General features: G+C 70.3%; 20 protein-coding genes. 8 read left to right on the top strand and 12 right to left on the bottom strand.

The genetic code is table 11. The features are described from left to right. Nucleotides 1-122 precede the first annotated feature (122 nt). Entirely contained in the window at nucleotides 123-869 is a 747-nt protein-coding gene (gene recO, locus ACTMVF_RS18455) for a DNA repair protein RecO (RefSeq protein ID WP_441272159.1), read from the top strand. A gap of 22 nt (nucleotides 870-891) precedes the next feature. Then, nucleotides 892-1,725: an isoprenyl transferase gene (locus ACTMVF_RS18450; RefSeq protein WP_441272158.1), complete on the top strand. Its 834-nt coding sequence runs from the start codon at nucleotides 892-894 to the stop codon at nucleotides 1,723-1,725. A gap of 112 nt (nucleotides 1,726-1,837) precedes the next feature. On the opposite strand, the gene ACTMVF_RS18445 is transcribed toward ACTMVF_RS18450, so the two are convergent. The 4 genes from ACTMVF_RS18445 to ACTMVF_RS18430 are packed head-to-tail and all read right to left on the bottom strand — an operon-like array spanning nucleotide 1,838 to nucleotide 4,974. Beyond that, complete coding sequence (locus ACTMVF_RS18445) at nucleotides 1,838-2,248, bottom strand: Fur family transcriptional regulator (RefSeq protein ID WP_441272157.1); 411 nt, start codon at nucleotides 2,246-2,248, stop codon at nucleotides 1,838-1,840. A gap of 59 nt (nucleotides 2,249-2,307) precedes the next feature. Then, nucleotides 2,308-3,210 (bottom strand): metal ABC transporter permease, encoded by a 903-nt coding sequence (locus ACTMVF_RS18440; RefSeq protein WP_441272156.1) that lies wholly within the window; start codon nucleotides 3,208-3,210, stop codon nucleotides 2,308-2,310. Further along, the gene (locus ACTMVF_RS18435; RefSeq protein ID WP_441272155.1) at nucleotides 3,210-3,977 is read right to left on the bottom strand and encodes a metal ABC transporter ATP-binding protein; all 768 of its coding nucleotides are present in this window, start codon (nucleotides 3,975-3,977) and stop codon (nucleotides 3,210-3,212) included. The genes ACTMVF_RS18440 and ACTMVF_RS18435 overlap by 1 nt, the downstream gene beginning before the upstream one ends. Before the next feature lie 19 nt (nucleotides 3,978-3,996). Continuing rightward, nucleotides 3,997-4,974: a metal ABC transporter substrate-binding protein gene (locus ACTMVF_RS18430; RefSeq protein WP_441272154.1), complete on the bottom strand. Its 978-nt coding sequence runs from the start codon at nucleotides 4,972-4,974 to the stop codon at nucleotides 3,997-3,999. Between the two features lie 162 nt (nucleotides 4,975-5,136). On the opposite strand from ACTMVF_RS18430, the gene ACTMVF_RS18425 reads away from it, so the two are divergent. Next, nucleotides 5,137-6,519 (top strand): glycine--tRNA ligase, encoded by a 1,383-nt coding sequence (locus ACTMVF_RS18425; RefSeq protein WP_441272153.1) that lies wholly within the window; start codon nucleotides 5,137-5,139, stop codon nucleotides 6,517-6,519. A gap of 196 nt (nucleotides 6,520-6,715) precedes the next feature. Beyond that, the gene (locus tag ACTMVF_RS18420; RefSeq protein WP_441272152.1) at nucleotides 6,716-7,327 is read left to right on the top strand and encodes a LysE family translocator; all 612 of its coding nucleotides are present in this window, start codon (nucleotides 6,716-6,718) and stop codon (nucleotides 7,325-7,327) included. A 30-nt stretch (nucleotides 7,328-7,357) separates the two neighbouring features. Here ACTMVF_RS18420 and ACTMVF_RS18415 read toward each other — a convergent pair whose 3' ends face one another. Further along, nucleotides 7,358-8,317: a serine hydrolase gene (locus ACTMVF_RS18415; RefSeq protein ID WP_441272151.1), complete on the bottom strand. Its 960-nt coding sequence runs from the start codon at nucleotides 8,315-8,317 to the stop codon at nucleotides 7,358-7,360. Further along, a complete protein-coding gene (locus ACTMVF_RS18410) occupies nucleotides 8,314-9,219 on the bottom strand; it encodes a LysR family transcriptional regulator (protein ID WP_441272150.1) in 906 nt (301 codons plus the stop codon). The genes ACTMVF_RS18415 and ACTMVF_RS18410 overlap by 4 nt, the downstream gene beginning before the upstream one ends. Nucleotides 9,220-9,340: 121 nt before the next feature. On the opposite strand from ACTMVF_RS18410, the gene bla reads away from it, so the two are divergent. Next, nucleotides 9,341-10,324 (top strand): class A beta-lactamase, encoded by a 984-nt coding sequence (bla, locus tag ACTMVF_RS18405; RefSeq protein WP_441272149.1) that lies wholly within the window; start codon nucleotides 9,341-9,343, stop codon nucleotides 10,322-10,324. Here the strand turns inward: bla and ACTMVF_RS18400 are convergent. From ACTMVF_RS18400 to ACTMVF_RS18390, 3 genes are all read right to left on the bottom strand, one after another. Then, nucleotides 10,285-10,944: a GNAT family N-acetyltransferase gene (locus tag ACTMVF_RS18400; RefSeq protein WP_441272148.1), complete on the bottom strand. Its 660-nt coding sequence runs from the start codon at nucleotides 10,942-10,944 to the stop codon at nucleotides 10,285-10,287. The genes bla and ACTMVF_RS18400 overlap by 40 nt on opposite strands. Next, entirely contained in the window at nucleotides 10,941-11,159 is a 219-nt protein-coding gene (locus ACTMVF_RS18395; RefSeq protein ID WP_441272147.1) for a hypothetical protein, read from the bottom strand. Before ACTMVF_RS18395 ends, ACTMVF_RS18400 begins: the two co-directional genes overlap by 4 nt. A gap of 205 nt (nucleotides 11,160-11,364) precedes the next feature. Continuing rightward, a complete protein-coding gene (locus ACTMVF_RS18390) occupies nucleotides 11,365-12,810 on the bottom strand; it encodes an MFS transporter (protein WP_441272146.1) in 1,446 nt (481 codons plus the stop codon). Between the two features lie 64 nt (nucleotides 12,811-12,874). Between ACTMVF_RS18390 and dusB the strand changes: the two genes are divergently transcribed. After that, the gene (dusB, locus tag ACTMVF_RS18385; RefSeq protein ID WP_441272145.1) at nucleotides 12,875-14,029 is read left to right on the top strand and encodes a tRNA dihydrouridine synthase DusB; all 1,155 of its coding nucleotides are present in this window, start codon (nucleotides 12,875-12,877) and stop codon (nucleotides 14,027-14,029) included. A gap of 753 nt (nucleotides 14,030-14,782) precedes the next feature. On the opposite strand, the gene ACTMVF_RS18380 is transcribed toward dusB, so the two are convergent. The 3 genes from ACTMVF_RS18380 to ACTMVF_RS18370 all read right to left on the bottom strand — a co-directional run bounded on the left by ACTMVF_RS18380 (nucleotide 14,783) and on the right by ACTMVF_RS18370 (nucleotide 20,112). Continuing rightward, complete coding sequence (locus ACTMVF_RS18380) at nucleotides 14,783-16,564, bottom strand: CDP-alcohol phosphatidyltransferase (RefSeq protein WP_441272144.1); 1,782 nt, start codon at nucleotides 16,562-16,564, stop codon at nucleotides 14,783-14,785. 186 nt (nucleotides 16,565-16,750) lie between these two features. Further along, entirely contained in the window at nucleotides 16,751-18,688 is a 1,938-nt protein-coding gene (locus ACTMVF_RS18375; protein WP_441272143.1) for an amylo-alpha-1,6-glucosidase, read from the bottom strand. Continuing rightward, entirely contained in the window at nucleotides 18,685-20,112 is a 1,428-nt protein-coding gene (locus ACTMVF_RS18370) for an MGH1-like glycoside hydrolase domain-containing protein (RefSeq protein WP_441272142.1), read from the bottom strand. Before ACTMVF_RS18370 ends, ACTMVF_RS18375 begins: the two co-directional genes overlap by 4 nt. A gap of 120 nt (nucleotides 20,113-20,232) precedes the next feature. On the opposite strand from ACTMVF_RS18370, the gene ACTMVF_RS18365 reads away from it, so the two are divergent. Continuing rightward, nucleotides 20,233-21,462: an ROK family protein gene (locus tag ACTMVF_RS18365; protein WP_441272141.1), complete on the top strand. Its 1,230-nt coding sequence runs from the start codon at nucleotides 20,233-20,235 to the stop codon at nucleotides 21,460-21,462. A 614-nt stretch (nucleotides 21,463-22,076) separates the two neighbouring features. Next, nucleotides 22,077-24,797: a pyruvate, phosphate dikinase gene (gene ppdK, locus ACTMVF_RS18360; protein WP_441272140.1), complete on the top strand. Its 2,721-nt coding sequence runs from the start codon at nucleotides 22,077-22,079 to the stop codon at nucleotides 24,795-24,797. The last annotated feature ends 76 nt before the right edge of the window (nucleotides 24,798-24,873 follow it).

Here is a 24,873-nt window from a genome sequence, read left to right as displayed (position 1 = left end):
GCCGTACGAGAGAATGACCCCATGAGTCTGTTCCGCGACGACGGCATCGTGCTGCGCACCCGGAAGCCGGGTGAGGCGGACCGTCTCATGCTGTGCTGCCCCGGGGGACACGGGGGTGCGCGATGAGTCTCTTCCGGGATGACGGCGTCGTCCTGCGGACCCAGAAGCTCGGCGAGGCGGACCGGATCATCACGCTGCTCACTCGTGGGCACGGGCGGGTGCGGGCCGTGGCCCGGGGGGTGCGGCGGACCAAGTCGAAGTTCGGGGCGCGGCTCGAACCGTTCTCCCATGTCGACGTGCAGTTCTTCGCGCGGGGGAGTGAGCTGATCGGGCGCGGGCTGCCGCTGTGCACGCAGAGCGAGACCATCGCGCCGTACGGCGGCGGGATCGTCAGCGACTACGCGCGGTACACCGCCGGGACGGCCATGCTGGAGACCGCCGAGCGGTTCACCGACCATGAGGGCGAGCCGGCCGTGCAGCAGTACCTGCTGCTGGTGGGCGCGCTGCGGACGCTGTCCCGCGGCGAGCACGCGCCGCACCTCGTTCTCGACGCCTTCCTGCTGCGGTCGCTCGCCGTCAACGGCTACGCCCCCTCCTTCAGCGACTGTGCCAAGTGCGGGATGCCGGGACCGAACCGCTTCTTCTCGGTGGCCTCCGGAGGCTCGGTCTGTGTCGACTGCCGGGTGGCCGGTAGCGTCGTACCGTCGCCGCAGACCCTGGAGCTGCTGGCCGCGCTGCTTACGGGAGACTGGGAGACCGCGGACGCCTGCGAGGCGCGGTACGTCCGGGAGGGCAGCGGGCTGGTGTCCGCCTATCTGCACTGGCACCTGGAGCGCGGGCTGCGCTCACTTCGCTACGTCGAGAAGTAGAAGCAAGGGAGACGAGAAGCACATGGCCGTGAGTGGGTTCCTGGGGCGTCGGCGCCGCGAGTACAAGACGCCGGAGCCGCATCCGTCCGGTGCCCGCCCGCCGAAGCTCCCCGGCGAGCTCGTCCCCAACCATGTGGCGATCGTCATGGACGGGAACGGCCGCTGGGCGAAGGAGCGCGGGCTGCCGCGTACCGAGGGGCACAAGGTCGGTGCCGAGCGGGTGCTGGACGTTCTGCAGGGCGCGGTCGAGATGGGCGTGGGGGCGATCTCCCTGTACGCCTTCTCCACCGAGAACTGGAAGCGGTCGCCGGACGAGGTGCGCTTCCTGATGAACTTCAACCGGGACTTCATCCGTAAGACCCGTGACCAGCTGGACGAGCTGGGGATCCGGGTGCGGTGGGTCGGCCGGATGCCCAAGCTGTGGAAGTCGGTCGCCAAGGAGCTCCAGGTCGCCCAGGAGCAGACCAAGGGCAACGACAGGCTGACGCTGTACTTCTGCATGAACTACGGCGGGCGGGCCGAGATCGCGGATGCCGCGCAGGCCCTCGCGGAGGATGTGAAGGCCGGGCGGCTGGATCCGTCGAAGGTGAATGAGAAGACCTTCGCGAAGTACATGTACTACCCGGACATGCCGGACGTGGATCTGTTCCTGCGGCCGAGCGGTGAGCAGCGCACGTCCAACTACCTTCTGTGGCAGAGCGCTTACGCCGAGATGGTCTTCCAGGACGTGCTGTGGCCGGATTTCGACCGACGTGACCTGTGGCGGGCGTGCCTGGAGTTCGCCTCGCGCGACCGGCGGTTCGGTGGGGCGATCCCCAACGAGGAGCTGTTGGCGATGGAGGGCAAGCAGGATTGACGCCCCCGCCGCCCCTACCCGTCCCATCCTGAAGGGGCTCCGCCCCTTCGACCCCGTTCCCAGGGGGCTCCGCCCCCTGGACCCCCGCTCCTCAAACGCCGGAGGGGCTGATTCAGCCCGCGGAGCACTCCGCACACGTGCCGAAGATCTCCACCGTGTGCGCGACGTTGACGTAGCCGTGCTCGGCTGCGATGGCGTCCGCCCACTTCTCCACCGCCGGGCCCTCGACCTCGACGGCCTTGCCGCAGACGCGGCAGACCAGGTGGTGGTGGTGTTCGCCGGTGGAGCAGCGGCGGTACACCGACTCGCCGTCGGAGGTGCGCAGGACGTCGACCTCGCCCGCGTCGGCCAGGGACTGCAGGGTGCGGTAGACCGTGGTGAGCCCGACCGAGTCGCCCTTGTGCTTGAGCATGTCGTGGAGTTCCTGCGCACTGCGGAACTCGTCGACCTCGTCAAGGGCCGCCGCCACGGCTGCACGCTGCCGGGTGGCTCGGCCCTTCACGGGCGGTCCTGCGGTCGTCACCGGTTCCTCCTCACGTCTGCGCCTTGCCGGGCCATTGTGCCAGCCCGGACTGTCAGCGGTCAGACGCCGACCTTGCCGTCGGTCCCCCTGCTGGCCGGAATCGCGCACTCCGCGGGGTCGCCGGAGGGGTGAGCCGCGGCCAGGGCGCGGGCCCGGCGGCGGGCCAGCGGGGTCGCCAGGGCCGTCAGCGCGATGAACGCGCCGATGGTCAGCAGCACGATCGTCGCACCGGGCGGCACGTCCTGGTAGTACGAGGTCACGGTGCCGCCGATCGTCACCGTGACGCCGATGGCGACGGCGATCGCGAACGTCGCCGCGAAGCTGCGGCTCAACTGCTGGGCCGCCGCGACCGGCACCACCATCAGCGCGCTGACCAGCAGCAGGCCGACGACGCGCATCGCGACCGTCACCGTCACGGCCGCCGTGATCGCCGTCAGCAGGTTCAGGGCGCGTACCGGAAGGCCGGTGACCCTCGCGAACTCCTCGTCCTGGCTCACCGCGAACAGCTGGCGGCGCAGGCCGAGCGTGACCAGCACCACGAAGGCCGCGAGCAGACAGATCGCCGTAACGTCCGATTCCGACACCGTCGACAGTGAGCCGAAGAGGTACGACGTGAGGTTCGCGTTCGAGCCCGTCGGCGCGAGGTTGATGAACATCACGCCGCCGGCCATACCGCCGTAGAAGAGCATCGCGAGGGCGATGTCGCCGCGCGTCTTGCCGTACCAGCGGATCAGCTCCATCATGACCGCGCCGAGGACCGACACGAGCGTCGCCATCCACACCGGGGACCAGGAGAGGAGGAAGCCGAGGCCTACGCCGGTCATCGCGACATGGCCGATTCCGTCGCCCATCAGGGCCTGACGGCGCTGGACCAGGTAGATGCCGATCGCGGGGGCCGTGATGCCGACCAGGACGGCGGCGAGCAGGGCCCGCTGCATGAAGGCGTAGTTCAGGATCTCCATCAGCTCAGCAGTCCCGTCCGGATCGGTTCGGCGTCGTGAGCCGCGTGCGGGTGGACGTGGTCGTGGCCGGGCAGCGCGTGCTGGCCGACCGCCTTCGGGGGCGGGCCGTCGTGCAGGACACAGCCGTCGCGCAGGACGACCGCCCGGTCGATCAACGGCTCCAGGGGGCCGAGTTCGTGCAGGACGAGGAGGACCGTCGTACCGGCCGCGACCTGCTCCCTGAGCGTGCGGGCCAGAACCTCCTGGCTGGCCAGGTCGACGCCCGCCATCGGCTCGTCCATGATCAGCAGTTCGGGTTCGGAGGCCAGGGCGCGGGCGATCAGTACGCGCTGGTGCTGGCCGCCGGAGAGGGCGTTCACCGAGTCCTTGGCGCGGTCGGCCATCCCGACCAGCTCCAGGGCGCGACGTACGGCCGCGTGGTCGGCCTTGCGCAGGACGCCGAAGCGGGTGCGGGACAGGCGGCCCGAGGAGACGACCTCGGTGATCGTGGCCGGGACGCCGCCCGCGGCGGTCGTGCGCTGCGGGACGTACCCCACCCGCGCCCAGTCGCGGAACCGTGCCCGCGCGGTGCCGAACAGCTCGATCTCGCCGGCGGCGACCGGTACCTGGCCGATGATGCCGCGCACGGCGGTCGACTTGCCGGAGCCGTTGGCGCCGAGCAGCGCGACGACCTCACCGCGGTGCACGGTGAGGTCGATTCCGCGCAGGACGGGGCGCGAGCCCAGCTCGGCGTGTACGCCGCGCAGCGATATGACGGGCTCGGTCATGCCGTCCTCCGTACGTTGATCACTTGGCTCCCAGGGCCGTCTTCAGGGCCGTGAGGTTGGCTTCCATCACCGCGAAGTAGTCGTCGCCCTTGGACTTGTCGGTGATGCCCTCGAGCGGGTCGAGGACGTCCGTCTTCAGGCCCGCGTCGTCGGCGAGGGTCCTGGCGGTCTTGTCGGACACCAGTGTCTCGTAGAAGACGGTGGTGACGCCGTCGGCCTTGGCCTCCTGCTGGAGCTCCTTGATCCGGGCCGGGCTGGGCTCGCTCTCCGGGTCGAGTCCGGAGATGGCCTCCTGGGTCAGGCCGTAGCGCTCGGCGAGGTAGCCGAAGGCGGCGTGGTTGGTGAAGAACACCTTGGACTTGGTGTTCTTCAGGCCGTCCGCGAACTGGGTGTTGAGCGCGTCGAGCTTCTTGACCAGCGCGGCCGTGTTCTTCTTGTAGTCGGCCGCGTGGTCCGGGTCCGCCTTCTCGAAGGCCGCGCCGACGCCCTTGGCGACCTCGGCGTACTTCACCGGGTCGAGCCAGATGTGCGGGTCGCGGGCGTGCTCCTCCTCTTCGGAGGTGCCCTCCTCGGCGTGCGCTTCCTCGCCCTCGTGCTCGTGGCTGTCCTCGAGGTTGCCGTGGTCCTCCAGCGTCGTGAGCGCGGCGGCGTCGATCTTGGTCTTGACGCCGGATTGCGCGACGGCCTCGTCCACGGCCGGCTGCAGGCTCTTGAGGTAGAGGGCGGCGTCGGACTCCTCGATCTGCGCGCGCTGCTGGGCGCTGACCTCCAGGTCGTGCGGCTCCTGGCCGGGCTTGGTCAGGCTGCTGACCTTCACATGGTCGCCGCCTATCTGCTCGGCGAGGAAGGCCATCGGGTAGAACGACGCGACCACGTCGAACTTGTCCGTGTTGCCCGCGGCCGCGCTGTCCGAGGAGCAGGCGGAGAGCGAGCCGAGACCGAGCGCGGTCACGGCCGCGAGGGCAACCCCGGATATGTGGTGTCGTCGTACGTTCATGACAGTCATTTTCAGCAAAAGTGGAAACCATTGTCAACAAGCGTGAGCGGCCGTCCACGGAGCGCTACCGATTTGGTTGAGGGGGAGCCCCCGCCGGTACCCTGAAGCATTCGCTGTGAAGCGCCTCGCTTCGTCGCCCGTCGTCGTAATGAAGAGAGCACCGTGGCCGCCGACAAGATCGACACCATCGTCAGCCTGAGCAAGCGCCGTGGCTTCGTATTCCCGTGCAGTGAGATCTACGGCGGCCAGCGCGCCGCCTGGGACTACGGACCGCTGGGTGTCGAGCTCAAGGAGAACCTGAAGCGCCAGTGGTGGCGCTACATGGTGACGTCGCGCGAGGACGTGGTCGGCATCGACTCGTCCGTGATCCTGGCCCCCGAGGTCTGGGTCGCCTCCGGTCACGTCGCCACCTTCACGGACCCGCTGACCGAGTGCACCTCCTGCCACAAGCGGTTCCGCGCCGACCACCTGGAGGAGGCCTACGAGGCCAAGAAGGGCCACCTCCCGGAGAACGGCCTCGCGGACATCAACTGCCCGAACTGCGGCAACAAGGGCCAGTTCACCGAGCCCAAGCAGTTCTCGGGCCTGCTGTCGACCCACCTCGGCCCGACGCAGGACAGCGGCTCGATCGCCTACCTCCGCCCGGAGACCGCCCAGGGCATCTTCACCAACTTCGCCCAGGTACAGGTCGCTTCGCGCAAGAAGCCCCCGTTCGGCATCGCGCAGATGGGCAAGTCCTTCCGCAACGAGATCACGCCCGGCAACTTCATCTTCCGCACCCGCGAGTTCGAGCAGATGGAGATGGAGTTCTTCGTCAAGCCGGGCGAGGACGAGAAGTGGCAGGAGTACTGGATGGAGCAGCGCTGGAACTGGTACACCGGCCTGGGCCTGCGCGAGGAGAACATGCGGTGGTACGAGCACCCGAAGGAGAAGCTCTCCCACTACTCCAAGCGCACCGCTGACATCGAGTACCGCTTCCAGTTCGGCGGCAACGAGTGGGGCGAGCTGGAGGGTGTCGCCAACCGCACCGACTACGACCTCGGTGCCCACTCCAAGGCCTCCGGCCAGGACCTCTCCTTCTTCGACCAGGAGGCCGGCGAGCGCTGGACGCCGTACGTCATCGAGCCGGCGGCCGGTGTCGGGCGCGCGATGCTGGCGTTCCTGCTCGACGCGTACGTCGAGGACGAGGCGCCGAACGCCAAGGGCAAGATGGAGAAGCGGACCGTGCTGCGGCTGGACCACCGTCTGGCTCCGGTGAAGGTGGCTGTTCTGCCGCTGTCCCGCAACGCCGAGCTGTCGCCGAAGGCCAAGGGTCTCGCCCAGACGCTGCGCCAGAACTGGAACATCGAGTTCGACGACGCGGGTGCGATCGGGCGTCGTTACCGTCGCCAGGACGAGATCGGTACGCCGTACTGCGTGACGGTCGACTTCGACACGCTGGACGACAATGCGGTGACGGTGCGTGAGCGTGACTCGATGAAGCAGGAGCGCGTGTCGCTGGACCAGATCGAGGGGTACCTGGCGGGCCGCCTGCTGGGCTGCTAGGTGGTTGTGCGGGTCAGCGTCTGCCTGGCTCGTGTCTTTGCCCGGCTGCGGGTTCGTCGTGGCTGGTCGCGCAGTTCCCCGCGCCCCTTGGGTGGGTGCGGGGAACCGGCGTTTTACAGGGGCCCGGAATTGGTCCTCGTGGGCGGTCGGCGATTGGCCCTGTTTCCGGGGTGCCAGTGGCCGCAGGGTGGCGGCCATGAGTATCGCGTTCTTGTTGACCACCCTTGTCGTCGTCGCCACCCCCGGCACCGGAGTCGTCTACACCCTGGCCGCCGGTCTCTCCCGCGGCCGGCGTGCGAGCGTCGTCGCCGCCTTCGCGTGCACGCTCGGGATCGTGCCGCACATGCTGGCCACCATCACCGGAGTCGCCGCTCTGCTGCACGCGAGCGCGACGGCCTTCCAGATCCTCAAGTACGCCGGTGTCGCCTACCTCCTGTACATGGCGTGGGCGACGCTCAAGGAGAAGGAGGCCATCGCGGTGGACGAGGGTGCCGCGCCGCGCTCCTCGGGACGCGTGATCCTTCAGGGCGTACTGATCAACCTCCTCAACCCGAAGCTGACGATCTTCTTCTTCGCGTTCCTGCCCCAGTTCGTGGACCCGGGCGAGGCGAACGCCCTGCCGAGCATGCTGGCGCTCAGCGGGGTGTTCATGCTGGTGACCTTCGCGGTCTTCGCGGCGTACGGCGTGCTCGCGGCCTCCGTCCGCAGCCAGGTCACCTCCCGGCCCCGGGTGATGACGTGGCTGCGACGGAGCTTCGCCGGGTCGTTCGTGGCGCTGGGGGCGAAGCTGGCGGTCACGGCCCGCTAGCTTTCCTCGGTCACTGGACTTCCTCGGTCATCACTGGACCCACCGCGAACGCAGTTCGTCGCGCAGGCGTCGGGCGACCTGGCCCATGAGGGCGTCCGCGCCCGGCTGGCGGCCCGCGGCCACCCGGGACTCGGTCAGGGCGGCTATCGCGTAGCGCTGGCCGTCGGCGTGCTCCACGACGCCGACCTCGTGGCGGAGGTTGAGGAGCATGCCGGTCTTGGACGACCAGGTGGAGGCGTCGGAGTCGAAGTCCGGGGCGAGGCGGTTGCGGACGAGGTTGTTGGCCATGAAGCCGCGTACCTGGGCCGCGACGTCGGGGTGGATCGCCATCGCCGGGGGCCCGGAGTCGGGGCCGTCCTCGGTTCGGGGGCGGGCCTGCCAGAGGGCTTGCAGCAGGTCGACGAAGGCCCGTGCCGTCCCGGTGTTGGCGCGTGAGATGTCGAGCTGGGGGACCCGGTGGCCGCGCCCCGGGGTGCCGGCGTCGATCGCGAGGGCGTGCGCGAGGTGTACGTCCGCTGGGTCGAAACGCTCCACCGGGGTTTCCATCAGCTCCCGCATGGTGTGCCGTACGGCGATGCCGCGCAGCCCCAACTCGTGCAGGACCGCGCCGACTTGGTCGGGTGGCGTGAGCTCGAAGAGGGCGTCGGCGGCGCTGTTGTCGCTGATGCAGGTGCTGAGGTAGAGCAGGTCCTCGACGGCGATGTGGGCGGCGTGACGGAAGCGGCTCAGGCCGGTCGGGCCCGGCGTGGTGATCCGGCCCGGCGGCACCTCGATCACCTTGGCGCCGTCGAGCTCGCCGCGCCGGATGCGTGCCAGCGTCACCAGGGCGAGCGGGATCTTCACGAGGGACGCGACGGGAAACTCGATGTCGGGGTCGATGCCGATCTCGTCGCCGGTCTCCAGGTCCCGGACGAGGAACGAGCCGTACAGCCCGCCCTCGCGCAGGTCCCGGCGCAGATCCCCGAGCAGTCTCTCGGCGCTGGTGGTCATGCGGCTGCCTCCGAGGGCTCCGTCGCGTCGAGGCACCGGGCGATGCCGTGTGCGCATGTCCGGCGTACGAGGACCGCGTCGGCGTCCGCCTCGTCCGCCACGGCCAGACAGAACCCGCGCGCGAAGGCGGGGCCCAGTTCGCCGACGGGACGCCAGTGCAGGTGGAGTTCGCGGGCCTGCGCGGCCGAGCACAGCAGCGCGTCGCCGTGGCTGAGCACGTCCGCCGCGGCGGTGGCCACGGCCGGAGCGACGGCCAGCTGGGCCGGGCGCAGGCCGACGGCATCGCGCAGCCGGGTGAGCCGGTCCCGGACATGCGGCACGTCGTCCTCCGGCTGGAGCCAGACGCGCCGGGGCCGCCGGTCGCGGTCGGCGCGGCCGGGGCGCAGGGTGTCCAGGTAGATCGGCCCGCCACCCGGGTCGTGCGCGACCGCCAGGCCCAGCGGAACCGTCCAGGTCGCCTCCGTAGGGGCCACCGCGAGCAGCGCCGCGCGCACCTGCCGGGACGTCACGAGGTCGGCCCGCTCGGCCGGTCCGGCGGGGAACGGGTCGAGGAGGACCCCCTGCTCGTGCGCCTCCGCGATGAGGCGGGCGAGGGCGGCGGTCGGGCAGCCGGCGGGGACGGCGAGCCGCAGCGGCCGGTGCCGCGCGGCCTGCGCCTCGTGCTCCAACCGGTCGGCGAGCCGCACGAGTTGCCTCGCCGTCGGCAGCATGTCCCGGCCGAAGGGCGTCAGCGTCACCGTCCGCGAGGAGCGGTCCAACAGCCGTTCGCCGAGGCGTTGTTCCAGCGCGGCGATGCGGCGGCTCACCACCGACTGGGCCGTCCGGGCCGCCGCCGCGCCCACCGTGAAACTGCCGTGCTCGCTCACACTGACGAACGCCCGGCATGCCGCGACAAGATCCACGAGCCCCACTATGCCAAAACAGCATGGAGTCGAGCGTTCGAGTCTTGGACCTCGGCCACCTTATGGCCGGAGAGTGGCGACAGCTTCCTCTTCTCTCTTCGACTGCTTGGGGGTCCATCCCATGACGTATTCGCTTCGCACCCGCCGGAGCGCCGCCTGGGCGGCAGCAGGCTTACTGGCGCTCGCCGCGCTTCCCGCGTGCGGTCAGGAGACCGCGTCCGGGGCCGGTTCCCCCGCCGGTGCGGCACGGTCCGCGTCCGCATCGCCGACGTCGGCAACGAAGCCCGCGGCCGGTGAATTCCGGGCGCTGGAGCGGGAGTTCGACGCACGGCTCGGTGTCTACGCCCTGGACACCGGCACGGGCCGGACGGTCGGGTACCGGGCGGACGACCGGTTCGCGTACGCCTCCACGTTCAAGGCGCTGGCGGCGGGTGCCATCCTCCGCAAGTTCGGGACGGACGGCATCGACAAGGTGGTCACCGCCTCGCGCGAGGACGTGGTCGCGGACTCGCCCGTGTCCGAGAACTTCGTCGAGAAGGGCATGAGTCTGCGGGGGCTGTGCGCCGCGACCCTCTGGTACAGCGACAACACGGCCGTCAACCTGCTCCTCGACGAACTCGGCGGCCCCGACGGCCTGGAGAAGGTGCTGGAGGATCTCGGCGACGACGTCACCGAGATGGACCGGTACGAGCCGGACATGAGCGAAGGCAAGCCGGGCGACATCCGCGACACGAGCACACCACGCGCGATGGCGGGAAGCCTGCGGGCCTTCCTGCTCGGCGACGCCTTGAAGCGGGACGAACGCGAGCTGCTCCGGCGGTGGATGACGACGAACATGACGGGCGGCACGCTCATCCGGGCGGGCGTTCCGGATGGCTGGGAGGTCGCCGACAAGAGCGGCACCGCCGGATACGGGGGACGCAACAACATCGCCGTGCTGTGGCCGGACGACGGTGGCAACCCGATCGTCATGGCGGTCATGTCCACCCGCGGCAAGCAGGGCGCCGAACGTGACGACGCCCTGATCGCCAAGGCCGCCACCGTGGCGGTCGAGGGCCTCGGGCGTCAGGGCCGGTCGGGATCCTTTGTCGCGCGCCCGAGGTAGGTGACCGGGCCCGGGTCCGGGACGGCGATCTCGTGGAAGCCCAGGCGGTCGTAGAAGGCCCTGGCCGGGGTGTTGGCCGTGACCATGGAGAGGTGGACGGCCGCGACCCCCTTGTCCTGGAGGGCCCGCAACAGGGTGCGCATCAGGGTGCGGCCGTGACCTCGGCCCTGCCAGGCGGGGAGCAGGTCGATGTGCAGGTGGGCCGGGTAGGCGGCGAGCTCCGGGACGAGCATGCGCTCCGGGTGGTGCAGGAGCCGGATCATCGTCTCGTCCGGGGTGCTCGGCGGCACGGACGACCCGGATGGTTCGGACGGTCCGGATGGCTCGGGGTAGCGCTCGGCTGCCGACGGGAGCCACTTGGTGCGGAAGTCCTCGACGAAGCGGGGCGTGTCCGCAGTGCCGAGGATGTAGCCGACCGCCCGGCCCGTCCCGTCGTCCAGGACGAAGGCGAGGTCCGGTTCGAGGACGACGTAGGGGAGGGCGAAGGTCGTCGGGAAGATGCCGGGGTCCTCGTAGTGCGGCCGGCTGTCGCCGCCCTCGTGTGCCGTGCGGACGCAGATGTCCTCGACGGCGTCCCGGTCCTCGGGGCGGTACCGACGGACGCGCGTCACCGGCGTCACCCGTCCGACCGCGTCTCCGTCGGGTCAACCGTCGCCTGATGCGCCTCCGCCAGATGCTCCTCCGCCTTCAGCCACGGCAGGAACTGCGCGCCCTGGCGCCAACCGCAGGTGTCACATCTGATCGTGCGTTGCGCGCCCTTGCGCTGTACCCGTACGACGTGCTCGCGTCCGTGGTGGTCCCAGCGGCTCACCTTGCTCGTGTTGATCTCCAGCATGACGCCTCCAGCGTCCGAGGACATCGAGTCCGCGTGCGCGGCCCCGAGCGACCGTGCGCAGCAAGGAGTGTGCAGCAAGACCAACATCAACAGGGACTCCTTCCTCGCGAGTTGACCAACCTGTGGCCACACCCTCACAAGTCGATCAGCCGATCGTGCGCGGCAGACGCAGGCTGAGCAGCCCCGTCAGCGCCACCCCGGCCAACTACGCACTGACTCTCGACGCTTCGCGAATCTCCGCGGACTCCAGCTTCTCGGCCGTACGTTCAGCCGTACGCCGAGCCCACGGCCCACTCGTCACCGCGCCCACGACGAGGATCGTGAGCCCACACCCCGTGAGGATCCACCACCCGGGCACGGCGGCCGACACGAACGTGTCCTTGTACGACGACGCCCCCACCCCGGAAGCCAGCACCGCACCGACCACCGCCACGCCCAGTGTCTGCCCCAGCTGACGGCTCGTGGAGGCGACGGCGGCCGCGACGCCGGCCTGCGCTCGGGGCATCCCGGAGACCGCCGTGTTGGTGATCGGCGCGTTCACGAACCCGAACCCGATACCGAACACGGCGTAGCCGAGAACCAGCGTGACGTTGGACGTCTCCGCGTCGAAGAGGGCGAAGGTCGCCGGGCTCGTCGTCATTGCGGTGCCGGCGATCAGTAACGACAGCCGAGGCCCCCGGCTGCCGACCAACCGCCCGGACAGCGGCGCGCACAGGAATATCGGTGTCGCCATCGGCAGCATCCACAGCCCCGCGTGCAGGGCGTCCAGCCCTCGTACGTTCTGCAGATACAGCGTCGACAGGAACAGGAACCCGCCCAGCGCCGCGAACGAGCCGATCGCGATCACCGTGGCCCCGCTGAACGGCGCCGACCGGAAGAACCGCAGGTCGATGAGGGGCTCGGCGCGGCGCGGCTCGTACCAGAGGAGGCCGAGCAGGGCCGCGAGGGCGACGATCGCGAACGGGAGCACCGCTGTGAACCCGGCGTTCGGCGCCTCGATGATCGCGTACGTCAGTGAGCCGAACAGCGCGATCACCAGGAGCTGGCCCACCGGGTCGAGGCGGCGGGCCTTGGGGGCGCGGGACTCGGGGACGTAGCGGAGGGTGAGGAGGAGGGCGGCGAGTCCGACCGGCAGGTTGACCCAGAAGATCGCGCGCCAGTCCACCGCGTCGACGAGGAGGCCACCGACCAGCGGGCCCGCAGCCATCGATATGCCGACCACCGCACCCCACACGCCGATCGCCCGCGCCCGCTCGCGCGGATCCGTGAAGGTGTTGGTGATGATCGACATCGCGACCGGGTTGAGCATCGAACCGCCCACCGCCTGCACCATCCGGAAGGCGATCAGCGAGTCGAGGTCGGGTGCGACGGAGCACAGGGCCGAGCCGATGGTGAAGAGGACCAGGCCCGCCATGAAGACGCGTTTGCGGCCGACTCTGTCCGCCGTGGAACCGGCCGGCATGAGGAGGGAAGCGAGGACGAGGGTGTACGCGTCGATCGTCCATTGCAGGCCCGAGGTGCTCGCGTCGAGGTCGCGCTGCATCGCGGGCAGGGAGACGTTGAGGGCCGTGGTGTCGAGGCTCACGATCAGCAGGCTCATGCAGCAGATCGCGAGGACCAGCAGTCGGCGGCGCGGGCTGAGCTCCGGCATCCTTGGATAGTACGCCTAACTAATGAATTTCGCCGCACCCCGTCCCGTACGTGAGAATGGGTGGATGCCCATGACCGTCTCGCCCGTCGTTTCGCCCCTGCGGATCGGGCCGCACACTGTCCAGCCGCCCGTCGTCCTGGCCCCCATGGCCGGGATCACGAACGCGCCCTTCCGCACGCTGTGCCGTGAGTTCAGCGGGGGCAAGGGGCTGTTCGTCAGCGAGATGATCACGACGCGGGCGCTGGTCGAGCGCAACGAGAAGACCATGCAGCTGATCCACTTCGACGAGAGTGAGAAGCCTCGTTCGATCCAGCTGTACGGGGTTGATCCGGCCACTGTCGGCAAAGCCGTCCGCATGATCGCGGAGGAGGGGCTGGCCGATCACATCGACCTGAACTTCGGGTGTCCGGTGCCGAAGGTGACGCGGAAGGGTGGGGGGTCCGCGCTGCCGTTCAAGCGGAATCTGCTGCGGGCGATTCTGCGGGAGGCGGTGAGTGGGGCGGGGGACCTGCCGGTCACGATGAAGATGCGCAAGGGCATCGACGACGATCACATCACCTACCTCGATGCCGGGCGGATCGCCGTGGAGGAGGGCGTGACGGCCATCGCGCTGCACGGGCGTACGGCTGCTCAGCACTACGGCGGCACGGCGGACTGGGATGCCATCGCGCGGCTGAAGGAGCATGTGCCGGAGATTCCTGTGCTCGGTAACGGCGACATCTGGTCGGCCGAGGACGCGGTGCGGATGGTGCGGGAGACCGGGTGTGACGGGGTGGTCGTCGGGCGGGGGTGCCTGGGGCGGCCTTGGCTGTTCTCGGATCTGGTCGCGGCGTTCGAGGGGCGTACGGACGCCATCGCGCGTCCGGCCCTGCGTGAGGTTGCCGACGTCATGGTTCGGCATGCCACGCTGCTCGGGGAGTGGATCGGGGACGAGGCGCGTGGCGTCATCGACTTCCGTAAGCATGTGGCCTGGTATCTGAAAGGCTTCGCGGTCGGTTCGGAGATGCGCAAGCGGCTGGCGATCACGTCGTCGCTGGAGGAACTCCGCTCCGGACTGGACGAGTTGGATTTGGATCAGCCCTGGCCGGTCGGGGCCGATGGGCCGCGTGGGCGTACGTCCGGGAACAACCGGGTGGTGCTGCCGGATGGGTGGCTGAAGGATCCGTATGACTGTGCGGGTGTGAGTGAGGATGCGGAGCTGGATACCTCCGGCGGTTGAGCGGGGGATGCCCGCGGCGGCCTGTGCGGGGCGGGTGGGGGTTCGCGTAGCGCGTGTGGGTGCGTTGTGGGTCGGGGCCGCGTCGGGGGGTGTCCGTCCTCGGTCCGGTGGTGGGCGTCGGGCGAGAGGTGCCGTCTCCTGACACCGGACTCTGCGGGCGGACACCCCCCGACGCGTCCCCTTCCCGCCGTACGCGGGTGCAGCGCCGCGGGGGTGCGCCGCCGCACACCGGACTCTGCGGGCGGCCCCCCGACGCGTTCCCTTGCCGCCGTACGCGGGTGCAGCGTCGCGGGGGTGCGCCGCCACCCGGGAGCCTGTCGGGTATACGGCCACTTCGGCGTCGGCCGCGTCCTTCAGCCCGTCCCTGGCTCGCGCCCGCAGGGTGCTTCACCTCTTGAGGCCGTCCCGGGCATTTCAGCCTGTCCGGCGTTCGACGCCGAGCACGGCCATCCCCGGCCCCACCCAGCCCTAGGGGCCTTGGCCTCGGCGGCCCGGGTGTCTGGGGGTGCCCCCTCTGGAGGGGTGAGGATGAGGCCGCGCCGTCCCGAGCCCCCACCCACCCGTAGGGGCTTGGCCCCTCGGCGCCGGTCCAGGCATTTCAGCCCGTTGGGGGTGCCCCCTCTGGGGGAGTTTGAGGACGAGGCCCGTTCAGGGCTGAAGCGGGGTCTGGGGCGGCAGCCCCAGTGGGGTGGAAGGGGCGGAGCCCCTGGGGATGGGACGGGTAGGGGCGGCGGGGGCGAGGGAATCGGGGGGTTAGTTCGATGGGTGGGGAGTTGAGCCGTACGCCGTGAGGAAGCGGTCGCGGAACGAGCTCATCTTCCAGACGGGAGCCTCGGGAGCGGGCCGGAGGCCGTCCGTCCAGTTCCAGTCGGTGATCTTGTCCAGCACCTTGGGGTCCTTGGCGACTATCGAGATCGGTACGTCACGGCTGGCCTTGGCGCCGCTCACACGGGACATGGGCTGATGGTCGCCGAGATAGACGAGGACCGTGTCGTCGGTGCCGTAGCGCTCCAGCCATTGGGTGAGGCTGGTGACGGAGTACGAGATCGACTTGCCGTACTCCTGCTTGGAGCGGGTGGAGTCGGAGATGATGTCCGAGGGGTTGGTGCCGGACTTCTGGATGGGCTTGAAGAGTGAGCCGTCGCCCAGGTCTTCCCAGTCGACCATCTTCGGGATCGGCGCCCAGGGCTGGTGGCTGGAGGTCAGGATGATCTCCGCCATCAGGGGCTTGTCGCGTTTCCTGCCGTGGACCTGGCGCTGGAAGGCTTCGAGCGCGTACTGGTCGGGCATCGTCGACCAGCTGAACTTCGGTCCTTTGTAGGCGAGTTGGAAGGCGTTGTAGACCTTGTCGAGGCCGTAGTACTGCTGTTCCGGCCAGGCCTTCTGTACGCCGGGCATGACACCGACCGTGTCCCAGTCGCCGGTCTTCTGGAAGGCCTTGGTGAGGCTGAGGTGGTCGCTGGCCATGACGGTGCGGTAGCGCTGCTGGTTGTCGATCCACAGGCCGGAGAGCGTGGTGGAGTGGCCCAGCCAGCTGCTGCCGCCGAACGTCGCCGACGTCAGCCAGCCGCTCTTGGCGTGGAAGCCGGCCGCTGCGAGGGCCTGGGTGCTGGTGGCCAGGGTGCTCGTGACGCCGGAGGCGATCTGCGGGTCCTCCAGCGCGCTGCGGCCGTAGCTCTCGATGAAGGTGAACAGGACGTCCTTGCCGCGCAGGTCCGGCAGCAGTTGGTCGGGGGGCGTGTTGCCGAAGGTGTCGGACTTCGCGTCCCTCGCGAACGCCGCCTCGTCGCGGAGGGTGTCCATCGCCCGGTGCGCGTGGACCTTGATGACACCGGCGGTGTGGTCCGCGGCGAGCGGTACGCCCGCCACTTGGAGGCCGAACGCCGTGCACGTGATCCATACGGTGCCGGCGATCAGGGCGCCCTTGGACGCGGGTGTTTTGTAGCGGGCCAGGACATTGGCTGTGCGGACGGTGGCCAGCGCCACGAGGGCGATCAGGGCGATGACGAGGAGGACGACGCCGATCGTGAGGAGGAGCGTGGTCGTGCCGCCGAGAGAGTCCTTCAGGTACGACCGGGCGTCGTCGAGGAGTTCCCAGTCCAGGATGATGTTGAAGTGCCGGCCCAGGAATTCGTTGTAGCCCATGTCGAGGATGTTCAGGGCGGTCAGGGCGCCCAGGGCGGCGCCGGAAATCGCCGCGACGATCACGCGGGGGCGGCGGGGGAGGCTGAGGAGGACGGCGGCGCCGATGATGGCCTCCGCGGGGAGGCGGGTGAACTCCCTGGCCCTGAGGTTGCCGAGGGTGTTCGGCATTTGCAGGCAGACGTAGATGAGGACGGCGGCGAGGGCGGTGACCGTCCAGGGGAGGTAGGTGGTGCGCCAGGTGTGCCAGGTGCGGAGGGCTGTCGGCTTTTCGGGCTCGGCTTCGCCTTCGCCCGGGGCGTTCCCACCCGCACCACCGGTGTCACTTTCGTAGTCGGGTGCGGGCTCGGCGTTCGTGCCGGGCAGCTGACGTAGGCGTGTGAAGGCGGGCACCCGAAGGTCCTTCCGTGCGAGGCCCCTGGTGGAGTGACGTGGCGGGCCTCGCTGGGGAGGCTGGGGGCCCGCCGTCCATCCGTACGGCCGGCCCTCAGCCCGTGTTCAGCCCCACCGCCCCAGCGCTCGGCAAACGCTCGGCAAACGCCAGGCCAACTGCCCCGCAGCCACCCCTCAGCCGCCCCGCTACGCGCCTCCCACCGCCGTCAGCAGCGCCAAGGGAGTCGCCGCCGCGCGGGATTCGCGTACGCACGCGTGCGGGTACGGCACCGGTTCCGCGTGCGTGTCGCGGCCGTAGCCGGCGAGGACCTCCGGCAGGCGGTGGCCGGTTGTCGTCGCCGCGTCGACCAGGGCGTGGGCCACCGTGCGGGCCTCGTCGTGCAGGCCGTAGCGGGCCAGGCCCAGGGTGATCAGGGCGTTGTCGTGCGGCCAGACCGAGCCGCGGTGGTAGGAGAGGGGGTGGTAGGCCGGTTGGTCGGAGGCCAGGGTGCGTACGCCCCAGCCCGAGAAGAAGTCGGGTTCGAGGAGACGGCGGCCCACCAGCTTTCCGTACTCCTTGTCCAGCAGACCGGACCAGAGCAGATGCCCCGCGTCCGAGGCGAGGGCGTCCACCTGGCGGCCCCCGCCGTCCAGCGCCAGGGCGGGGAAGGAGTGCTCCGGCATCCAGAAGTCCTGCTGGAAGCGGTCGCGGAGGTCGGCCGCCGCCTGTTCCAGGAGCGCCGCGTAGGTCTCGTCCTGCCACACCGTGCGGGCCAGCCACGCCGTGCGGCGCAGGGCGTCGTACGCGTATCCCTGGGCGCCCGCCGCCATCACCGGCCCGGCGGGGCGGGTGCCGTCGGCCGAGCAGATGGCGCCGGGGGAGTCCTTCCAGTTCTGGTTGGCCAGGCCGCCCTGGTCGGCGCGGTAGACCAGGTAGCCGCGGGAGGTCAGGCCGCCGTGGTCCAGCATCCAGCCGATCGCCGCGCGGGCGTGGGGTTCGAGGCGTCGGGCCAGGGCCGGGTCGGCCGTGTGCTCGACGTACGCGCCCAGCAGGATCAGGAAGAGCGGGGTCGCGTCCACCGAGCCGTAATAGCGGCCGTACGGCACCTGGCCGAAGTGCGCCAGCTCGCCGTGCCGTACCTCGTGCACGATCTTGCCGGGCTGGGAGACGGCGTCGATGCCGGTCTCCGTCGCCTGCGTCGCGGCCAGCGCGGGCAGGGTGGCCGCGGCCAGTTGGGGGCGGTAGGGGAGGGCGAAGAGCGAGGTGAGCAGGGCGTCTCGGCCCAGGAGGGTCAGGAACCAGGGGGCGCCGGCCGCCGGGACGCGGAGTTCCTCGCCGTCGGGGCCCGTCGCCGGGACCTGGAGCGAGGCCAGGTCGGCGAGGCCGCGGGCGCAGGCGGCGGCCAGCTCGGGCCAGCCGGTCGGGAAGGCCACGCCCTCCACGAACTCGCCCTCCAGAGACAGGAGTTGGGAGGACAGGGCGGCGGGGGAGCGGGGGACGCGCAGGGGGCGTTTGTCGCCGTGCGGGCGGGCCATCACCCTCAGGGTCAGCTCCGCCGTGCCGTGCGGGTCCAGCTCCAGGGTCCAGATCAGGCGGCGGGCGCCGGTGCCCGTCTCCTCGACGGCGTCGGGGGCCGGGTCGGACGTGACGGTCGTGATGGAGCGCCATTCGCCTCGCTGGTAGGTGAACTCCACGCCGTGGTCGAGGACTTGGCGGGAGCGGGTGGCGCCGGTCTTGGCGTAGGTGCGGTGGTCGGAGCGCAGCTCGAACTGGTCGGTGAAGTCGGCGTCCGCGGTGACCGCGAGGCGGATCGTCGTCGGCACCGGGCGGTTGCTGGTCACGCGCAGGGACTCGATGAACGAGCCGTCGCCGACCGCCTGTTCGCGGAAGAGGGTGTACGCGGGTGGTTCGTTGCGGCCGCCTCGCGGGACCAGGACACAGCGGGTGGTGTCGCCGTCGGCGACCGGGCTGAGCACCTCGGGCACGGCCCCGTCGACGGTGAGCTGCCAGCGGCTCAGGTGCCGGGCGTCGCGTACGAATAACCCGTCCGGGGAGCCGACGCCCCGCACGCCGCTGATGTCGCCGCCGTCACCAACGGCGGCGAACGTCCCCCCGTACACGAGCAGATGATGCCGGTCCGTCATCCCCGGTCCCCTCCCTTGAGTTCTTCGACAGCAGTGGTGTGGGTCTGGCTGTGCAGCAGGTCGAGCGAGAGCGCGGCGGTCCAGCTGAAGCCGGTCGCCCCGCAGGCCTCGCCGGTGTACGGGTCGACGTACTCGGCGAAGTCGGAACTCTGCGCGATGTCCAGGACCGCCTCGCGCAGCCCGTCGGCTCGCCGGTGCTCCCCTTGCGTCCGCAGCCCCCGCTCCAGCAGCCAGCTCGTGTTGAACCAGGCCGGGCCGCGCCAGTAGCGGTGCGGGTCGAAGGCCTCGCCGAGGAGGTCGTAACTCGGCACGAGCCGCGTCGAGTTGCCGAGGCCGAAGTGTTCGGACGCCGTCGTCCGCACCAGGGCTGCGGAGATGTTCCGTGGCAGGGCGGGCAGGAGCAGAGGGATCAGGCCCGAGACGCTGCGCTCGCGCACGAGCCCCGCGCCTCGCACGTCACGGCAGAAGAACATCCCCTCCGCCGGGTCCCACGTCCGCTCGATCAGCGCCGCCGTCAGCCGCTCGGCGCGCGCGTGCCGGGCCGTGCCCGTCGCCCCCAGTTCCTGGGCGATCCGGGCCAGGGCGTGCTCGGAGGCGATGAGCAGGGCGTTGAAGGAGGGGTCCTCGACCGCGAAGTCGCAGGAACCGCCCCCGTGTCCCCCGCCCGGCCCATCCCGGTAACCGCCGTCCCGGTACTCCGTCGCCAGGCGCACATACCGCCCGTAGTCCAGATCCGTCGGCCGGTCCTCGGCGGCCCCGTGGTCGAGGTCGGCGCGGCGGAAGGAGCGGGCCGGGGCCGGGGTGATGCGGGAGAGCGGGGCGTCCCAGCAGGGGCTGTTGTCCATACCCTGTTCCCAGGGGTGTACGACGGACGCGAGGCCGCCTCCGCCGAGGTCGCGCCGGTGCAGCAGATAGCGGTGCCAGGCGGCGAGGCGGGGATACACCCGGGTGAGGAAACCGCGCGCCCGGGACAGTCCCGGGTCGGCGCGGTGCACCAGCCAGGCCGCCAGCGCGTGCACCGGTGGCTGCACGATGCCGGAGGTCTGTACGGTGCGCGGGGCGCCCGCAGCACGCCCCGCGGTCGAGGAGCGCCAGAAGTCGGGGCTCGGGAAGTAGGCGTCGAGAGGGACCGAGGGGTTGAAGACGATGTGCGGGATCCGCCCGTCACCCCACTGGGCGCCGAGCAGCGTCTCCAGCTCCGTCTGGGCCCGCAGCGGTGACAGGTGCCTGAGGCCGATCGCGATGAACGCCGAGTCCCAGGACCACTGGTGCGGATACAGGCCGCGCGAGGGGACCGTCGAGGTGCCGGTCCAGTTGGCCTCCAGTACCCGGGCGGCCCTGACGTGCAGCGAACCGGCTGCGGGCGGATCGTATGCGATGTCACGCTCGGCGCGACGGGCTGTGAGCTGGGCAGTGCGATCCACTCGGGGCTCCCCGAAAGACGTTCGGCCGACCGGTTCGGTCATGGCTACCGTAGGGTTACGTCCATTTAACACGCAAAACTCAATATGTAATGCAGGGTTGAGAAACACAAGGGGGTGCGCATGACTGGGCAGCCGGGGCGGACGGGCAGGGCGACGAAGAGCGGCGGTCAGGCCGGCGCGGGGGACCTGCTCCAACTCGTGCGCAGTGGGCGCGCCACCACGCGCGGCGCCCTCCAGCAGGCCACCGGCCTCTCCCGCGCCACCGTCGGCCAGCGGCTGGACCGCCTCTTCCGGGCCGGCTGGCTGCGCGAGGGTGCGGGCGGTCCCGTGGACTCCCCGCTGGGCGGCCGCCCCTCCATCACCCTGGAGTTCGACGACGCCCACGCGGTCGTCCTCGCCGCCGACCTCGACACCCGGCACGCGCGCGCCGCCGTACTCTCCCTGACCGGCGAGATCCTCGCCGAGCACGGCGGCACGTTGGTCATCGAGGACGGGCCGGACGCGGTGCTGGGCGAGCTCGGGCGCTGGTTCGCCGAGCTGCTGGAGAAGGCCGGGCGCCGGGCCGGCGAGGTGGGCGGCATCGGGCTCGCGGTGCCGGGGCCGGTGGACAGCGAGACCGGCCGGGTCGTCCAGCCGCCGATCATGCCGGGCTGGGACGGCTACGACATAAGAGGGCGGCTGGGGCGGGCCTTCAGTGAGCACACGGGGGCCGGGGTCGTGCCGGTCCTCGTCGACAACGACGCCAACCTCATGGCCTACGGCGAACAGCGCACCGGATACCCGGACTGTTCGGCGTTCGTGCTGGTCAAGGTGTCGACCGGGATCGGAGCGGGGGTCGTGGTCGACGGCTCCGTGTATCGGGGCATCGACGGCGGCGCGGGCGACATCGGGCACATCCGGGTGGGCGCCGACGCGCTGTGCCGGTGCGGTTCGTACGGCTGTCTGGCCGCCGTCGCCAGTGGCGGTGCCGTGGCCCGGCGGCTGGCCGAGGGCGGGGTGCCGGCGGCCTCCGGCTCAGATGTGCGGGACCTGCTGGCGGCCGGGCATCCGGGGGCGGCCGCGCTGGCACGGGAGGCCGGGCGGCAGGTCGGGGACGTGCTGGCGACCGTCGTGACGCTGCTCAACCCCGGGGTGCTGATGATTGCCGGGGATCTGGCCGGGACGCCCTTCCTCACCGGGGTACGGGAGTTGCTGTACCAGCGGGCGCTGCCGCGCTCCACCGCTCATCTGGACGTGGTGACCTCGCGGCTGGGGGAGCGGGCCGGGCTGGTGGGGGCCGGGGCGCTGGTCGTGGAGCATCTGTACGCGCCCGAGCGGGTGGAGGAACGGCTGGTCGCGCTGGGGGTGTGACGGGCGTTCGCGCGGGTGGGGGGCCGCCCTCCGCCTGGGTGTGACGGGCGTTCGCGCGAGTGGGTGGCGGCCCTCAGCGGGCGCGGGTGGCGGCTGTTCCCGCGCGGGTGGGTGTGCGGTCCTCCGCTCGGGTGGGTGGCAGCCCTCCGCTTGGGAGTGTGGGGCGTTCGCCGGGGCGTGTGGTGGCCCTTCGCATCGGGCGTGTGACGGGCGCGTTTCCGTCCCGGACGCCCGTCCGCATGGTGAAATCCCGTCGGCTGTGGCAGCGTGATTCTCGCCACCCCTGATAAGGGTTGCGCTCAGATGAGCGGATCTTGAGCGGCTGCACTTCTCCAAGGGGTGGCACTCGGTGCCACCCCTTGATCGTTCATCGATCGAAATCAGACGTGCAGTAAGGCCGCTCATCTGAGCGGAAAGCCGCACCCGTGGGCGCTCTTGCGTTCAAGAAGTGAAAACATCCGCCCGTCACGGCTTGCCAAGCTTTGACTTTCGATCCACTGGCGGACGGGTGGTTACAGGCGCATGACGCGTGAGTAGACGTACCCAGACGCCTTCGATCTGGGTATGTTCCTCGCCGTCAGGGCAGCCACCGCGTCCTCGAGGGAGTCGAGACCGTGTCGGAAAACAAAGAACCCCACGTAGCGAAGTTCGTTTACGACTTCACCGAGGGAAACAAGGACCTCAAGGACCTCCTGGGTGGCAAGGGCGCGAACCTCGCCGAGATGACCAACCTGGGACTCCCTGTTCCTCCCGGCTTCACGATCACGACGGAAGCCTGCAAGGTCTACCTCGACAGCGGCGAGGAGCCCGCGGCACTGCGTGACCAGGTGAGTGCGCACCTCGACGCCCTTGAGACGAAGATGGGCAAGAAGCTCGGCCAGGCCGACAACCCCCTGCTCGTCTCGGTCCGTTCCGGCGCCAAGTTCTCGATGCCCGGAATGATGGACACGGTCCTCAACATCGGGCTCTCCGACAAGTCCGTGAAGGGCCTCGCCGACCAGGCCGGCGACGAGCGGTTCGCCTGGGACTCGTACCGCCGTCTCATCCAGATGTTCGGCAAGACGGTCCTCGGCGTCGACGGCGAGCTGTTCGAGGACGCCCTCGACAAGGCCAAGGAGGCCAAGAAGGTCACGGTCGACACCGACCTGGAGGCCGCCGACCTGAAGAAGCTGGTCACCGCCTTCAAGAAGATCGTCAAGAAGGAAGCCGGCCGGGACTTCCCGCAGGACCCGCGCGAGCAGATGGACCTCGCCATCAAGGCGGTCTTCGACTCCTGGAACGGCGACCGGGCCAAGCTGTACCGCCGCCAGGAGCGCATCCCGCACGACCTCGGCACGGCCGTCAACGTCTGCTCCATGGTCTTCGGCAACCTGGGCCCCGACTCGGGCACCGGCGTCGCCTTCACCCGCGACCCCGCCTCCGGCCACCAGGGCGTCTACGGCGACTACCTCCAGAACGCCCAGGGCGAGGACGTGGTGGCGGGCATCCGCAACACCGTCCCGCTGGCGGAGCTGGAGACGATCGACAAGAAGTCGTACGACCAGCTGATGCAGATCATGGAGACGCTGGAGAACCACTACAAGGACCTCTGCGACATCGAGTTCACGATCGAGCGCGGTCAGCTGTGGATGCTCCAGACGCGAGTCGGCAAGCGCACGGCGGGCGCGGCCTTCCGGATCGCGACGCAGCTGGTGGACCAGGGCCTGATCGACGAGGCGGAGGCGCTTCAGCGCGTCAACGGCGCCCAGCTCGCGCAGCTGATGTTCCCGAAGTTCGACGAGGAGGCGAAGGTCGAGCAGGTCGGCCGGGGCATCGCGGCATCGCCGGGTGCGGCGGTCGGCAAGGCGGTCTTCGACTCGTACACCGCGGTGAAGTGGTCGCGGTCGGGGGAGAAGGTCATCCTGGTCCGCCGGGAGACGAACCCGGACGACCTGGACGGCATGATCGCGGCGGAGGGCATCCTCACATCCCGTGGCGGCAAGACGTCCCACGCGGCCGTGGTCGCGCGCGGCATGGGCAAGACCTGTGTGTGCGGTGCCGAGGAGCTGGAGGTCGACACCAAGCGGCGCCGGATGACGGTGCCGGGTGGGCACGTGGTCGAGGAAGGCGACGTCATCTCGATCGACGGCTCCAGCGGCAAGGTCTACCTGGGCGAGGTCCCGGTGGTCCCGTCTCCCGTCGTGGAGTACTTCGAGGGCCGTATGCACGCCGGTGCGCAGGACGCCGACGAGCTGGTCGAGGCCGTGCACCGGATCATGGCGTTCGCCGACCGCAAGCGCCGGCTGCGGGTGCGCGCCAACGCCGACAACGCCGAGGACGCGATGCGCGCCCGTCGCTTCGGCGCCCAGGGCATCGGGCTGTGCCGTACGGAGCACATGTTCCTCGGTGACCGCCGTGAGCTGGTCGAGCGCCTCATCCTGGCCGACACGGAGGCCGAGCGCGAGGAGTCCCTGAAGGAGCTGCTCCCGCTGCAGAAGCAGGACTTCGTGGAGCTGTTCTCGGCGATGGACGGCCTGCCGGTGACGATCCGTCTCCTCGACCCGCCGCTGCACGAGTTCCTGCCGGACATCACCGAGCTGTCGGTGCGGGTGGCGTTGGCGGAGTCCCGTCAGGAGCCGCACGAGAACGAGCTGCGGCTGCTCCAGGCCGTCCACCGGCTGCACGAGCAGAACCCGATGCTGGGTCTGCGCGGTGTGCGGTTGGGCCTGGTCATCCCCGGTCTGTTCACGATGCAGGTCCGCGCGATCGCGGAAGCGGCCGCCGAGCGCAAGAACGCCAAGGGCGACCCGCGCGCCGAGATCATGATCCCGCTCGTCGGCACGGTCCAGGAGCTGGAGATCGTCCGCGAGGAGGCCGACCAGGTCGTCGCGGAGGTCGAGGCGGCGACGGGTGTGAAGCTGAAGCTGTCGATCGGCACGATGATCGAGCTGCCACGCGCCGCGCTGACCGCCGGTCAGATCGCGGAGGCGGCGGAGTTCTTCTCCTTCGGCACGAACGACCTCACCCAGACGGTGTGGGGCTTCAGCCGGGACGACGTGGAGGCCTCGTTCTTCACCGCGTACCTGGAGAAGGGCATCTTCGGTGTCTCCCCGTTCGAGACCATCGACAAGGACGGCGTGGGCTCGCTGGTCGCCGCCGCCGCGAAGGCGGGGCGCGAGACCCGGCCGGACCTGAAGCTCGGCGTGTGCGGCGAGCACGGCGGTGACCCCGAGTCGGTGCACTTCTTCCACGAGGTCGGTCTGGACTACGTCTCCTGCTCGCCGTTCCGGATTCCGGTGGCGCGCCTTGAGGCGGGGCGGGCGGCGTCGCAGTCGGCAGGCAGCGACCACCGTTAGCCGGTGACGGCCACGGAAGTGGCCGCCGAAACTCCGGAGCCGTCGTCCGTCCCCGACCCTCAGTACCGATGGGCGG

This window comes from Streptomyces sp. SD31 (genome assembly GCF_052068475.1).
GTDB lineage: Bacteria > Actinomycetota > Actinomycetes > Streptomycetales > Streptomycetaceae > Streptomyces.
The sequence above is the reverse complement of the archived record's forward strand: the minus strand, read 5'-3'. Positions and strand labels throughout refer to the sequence as shown.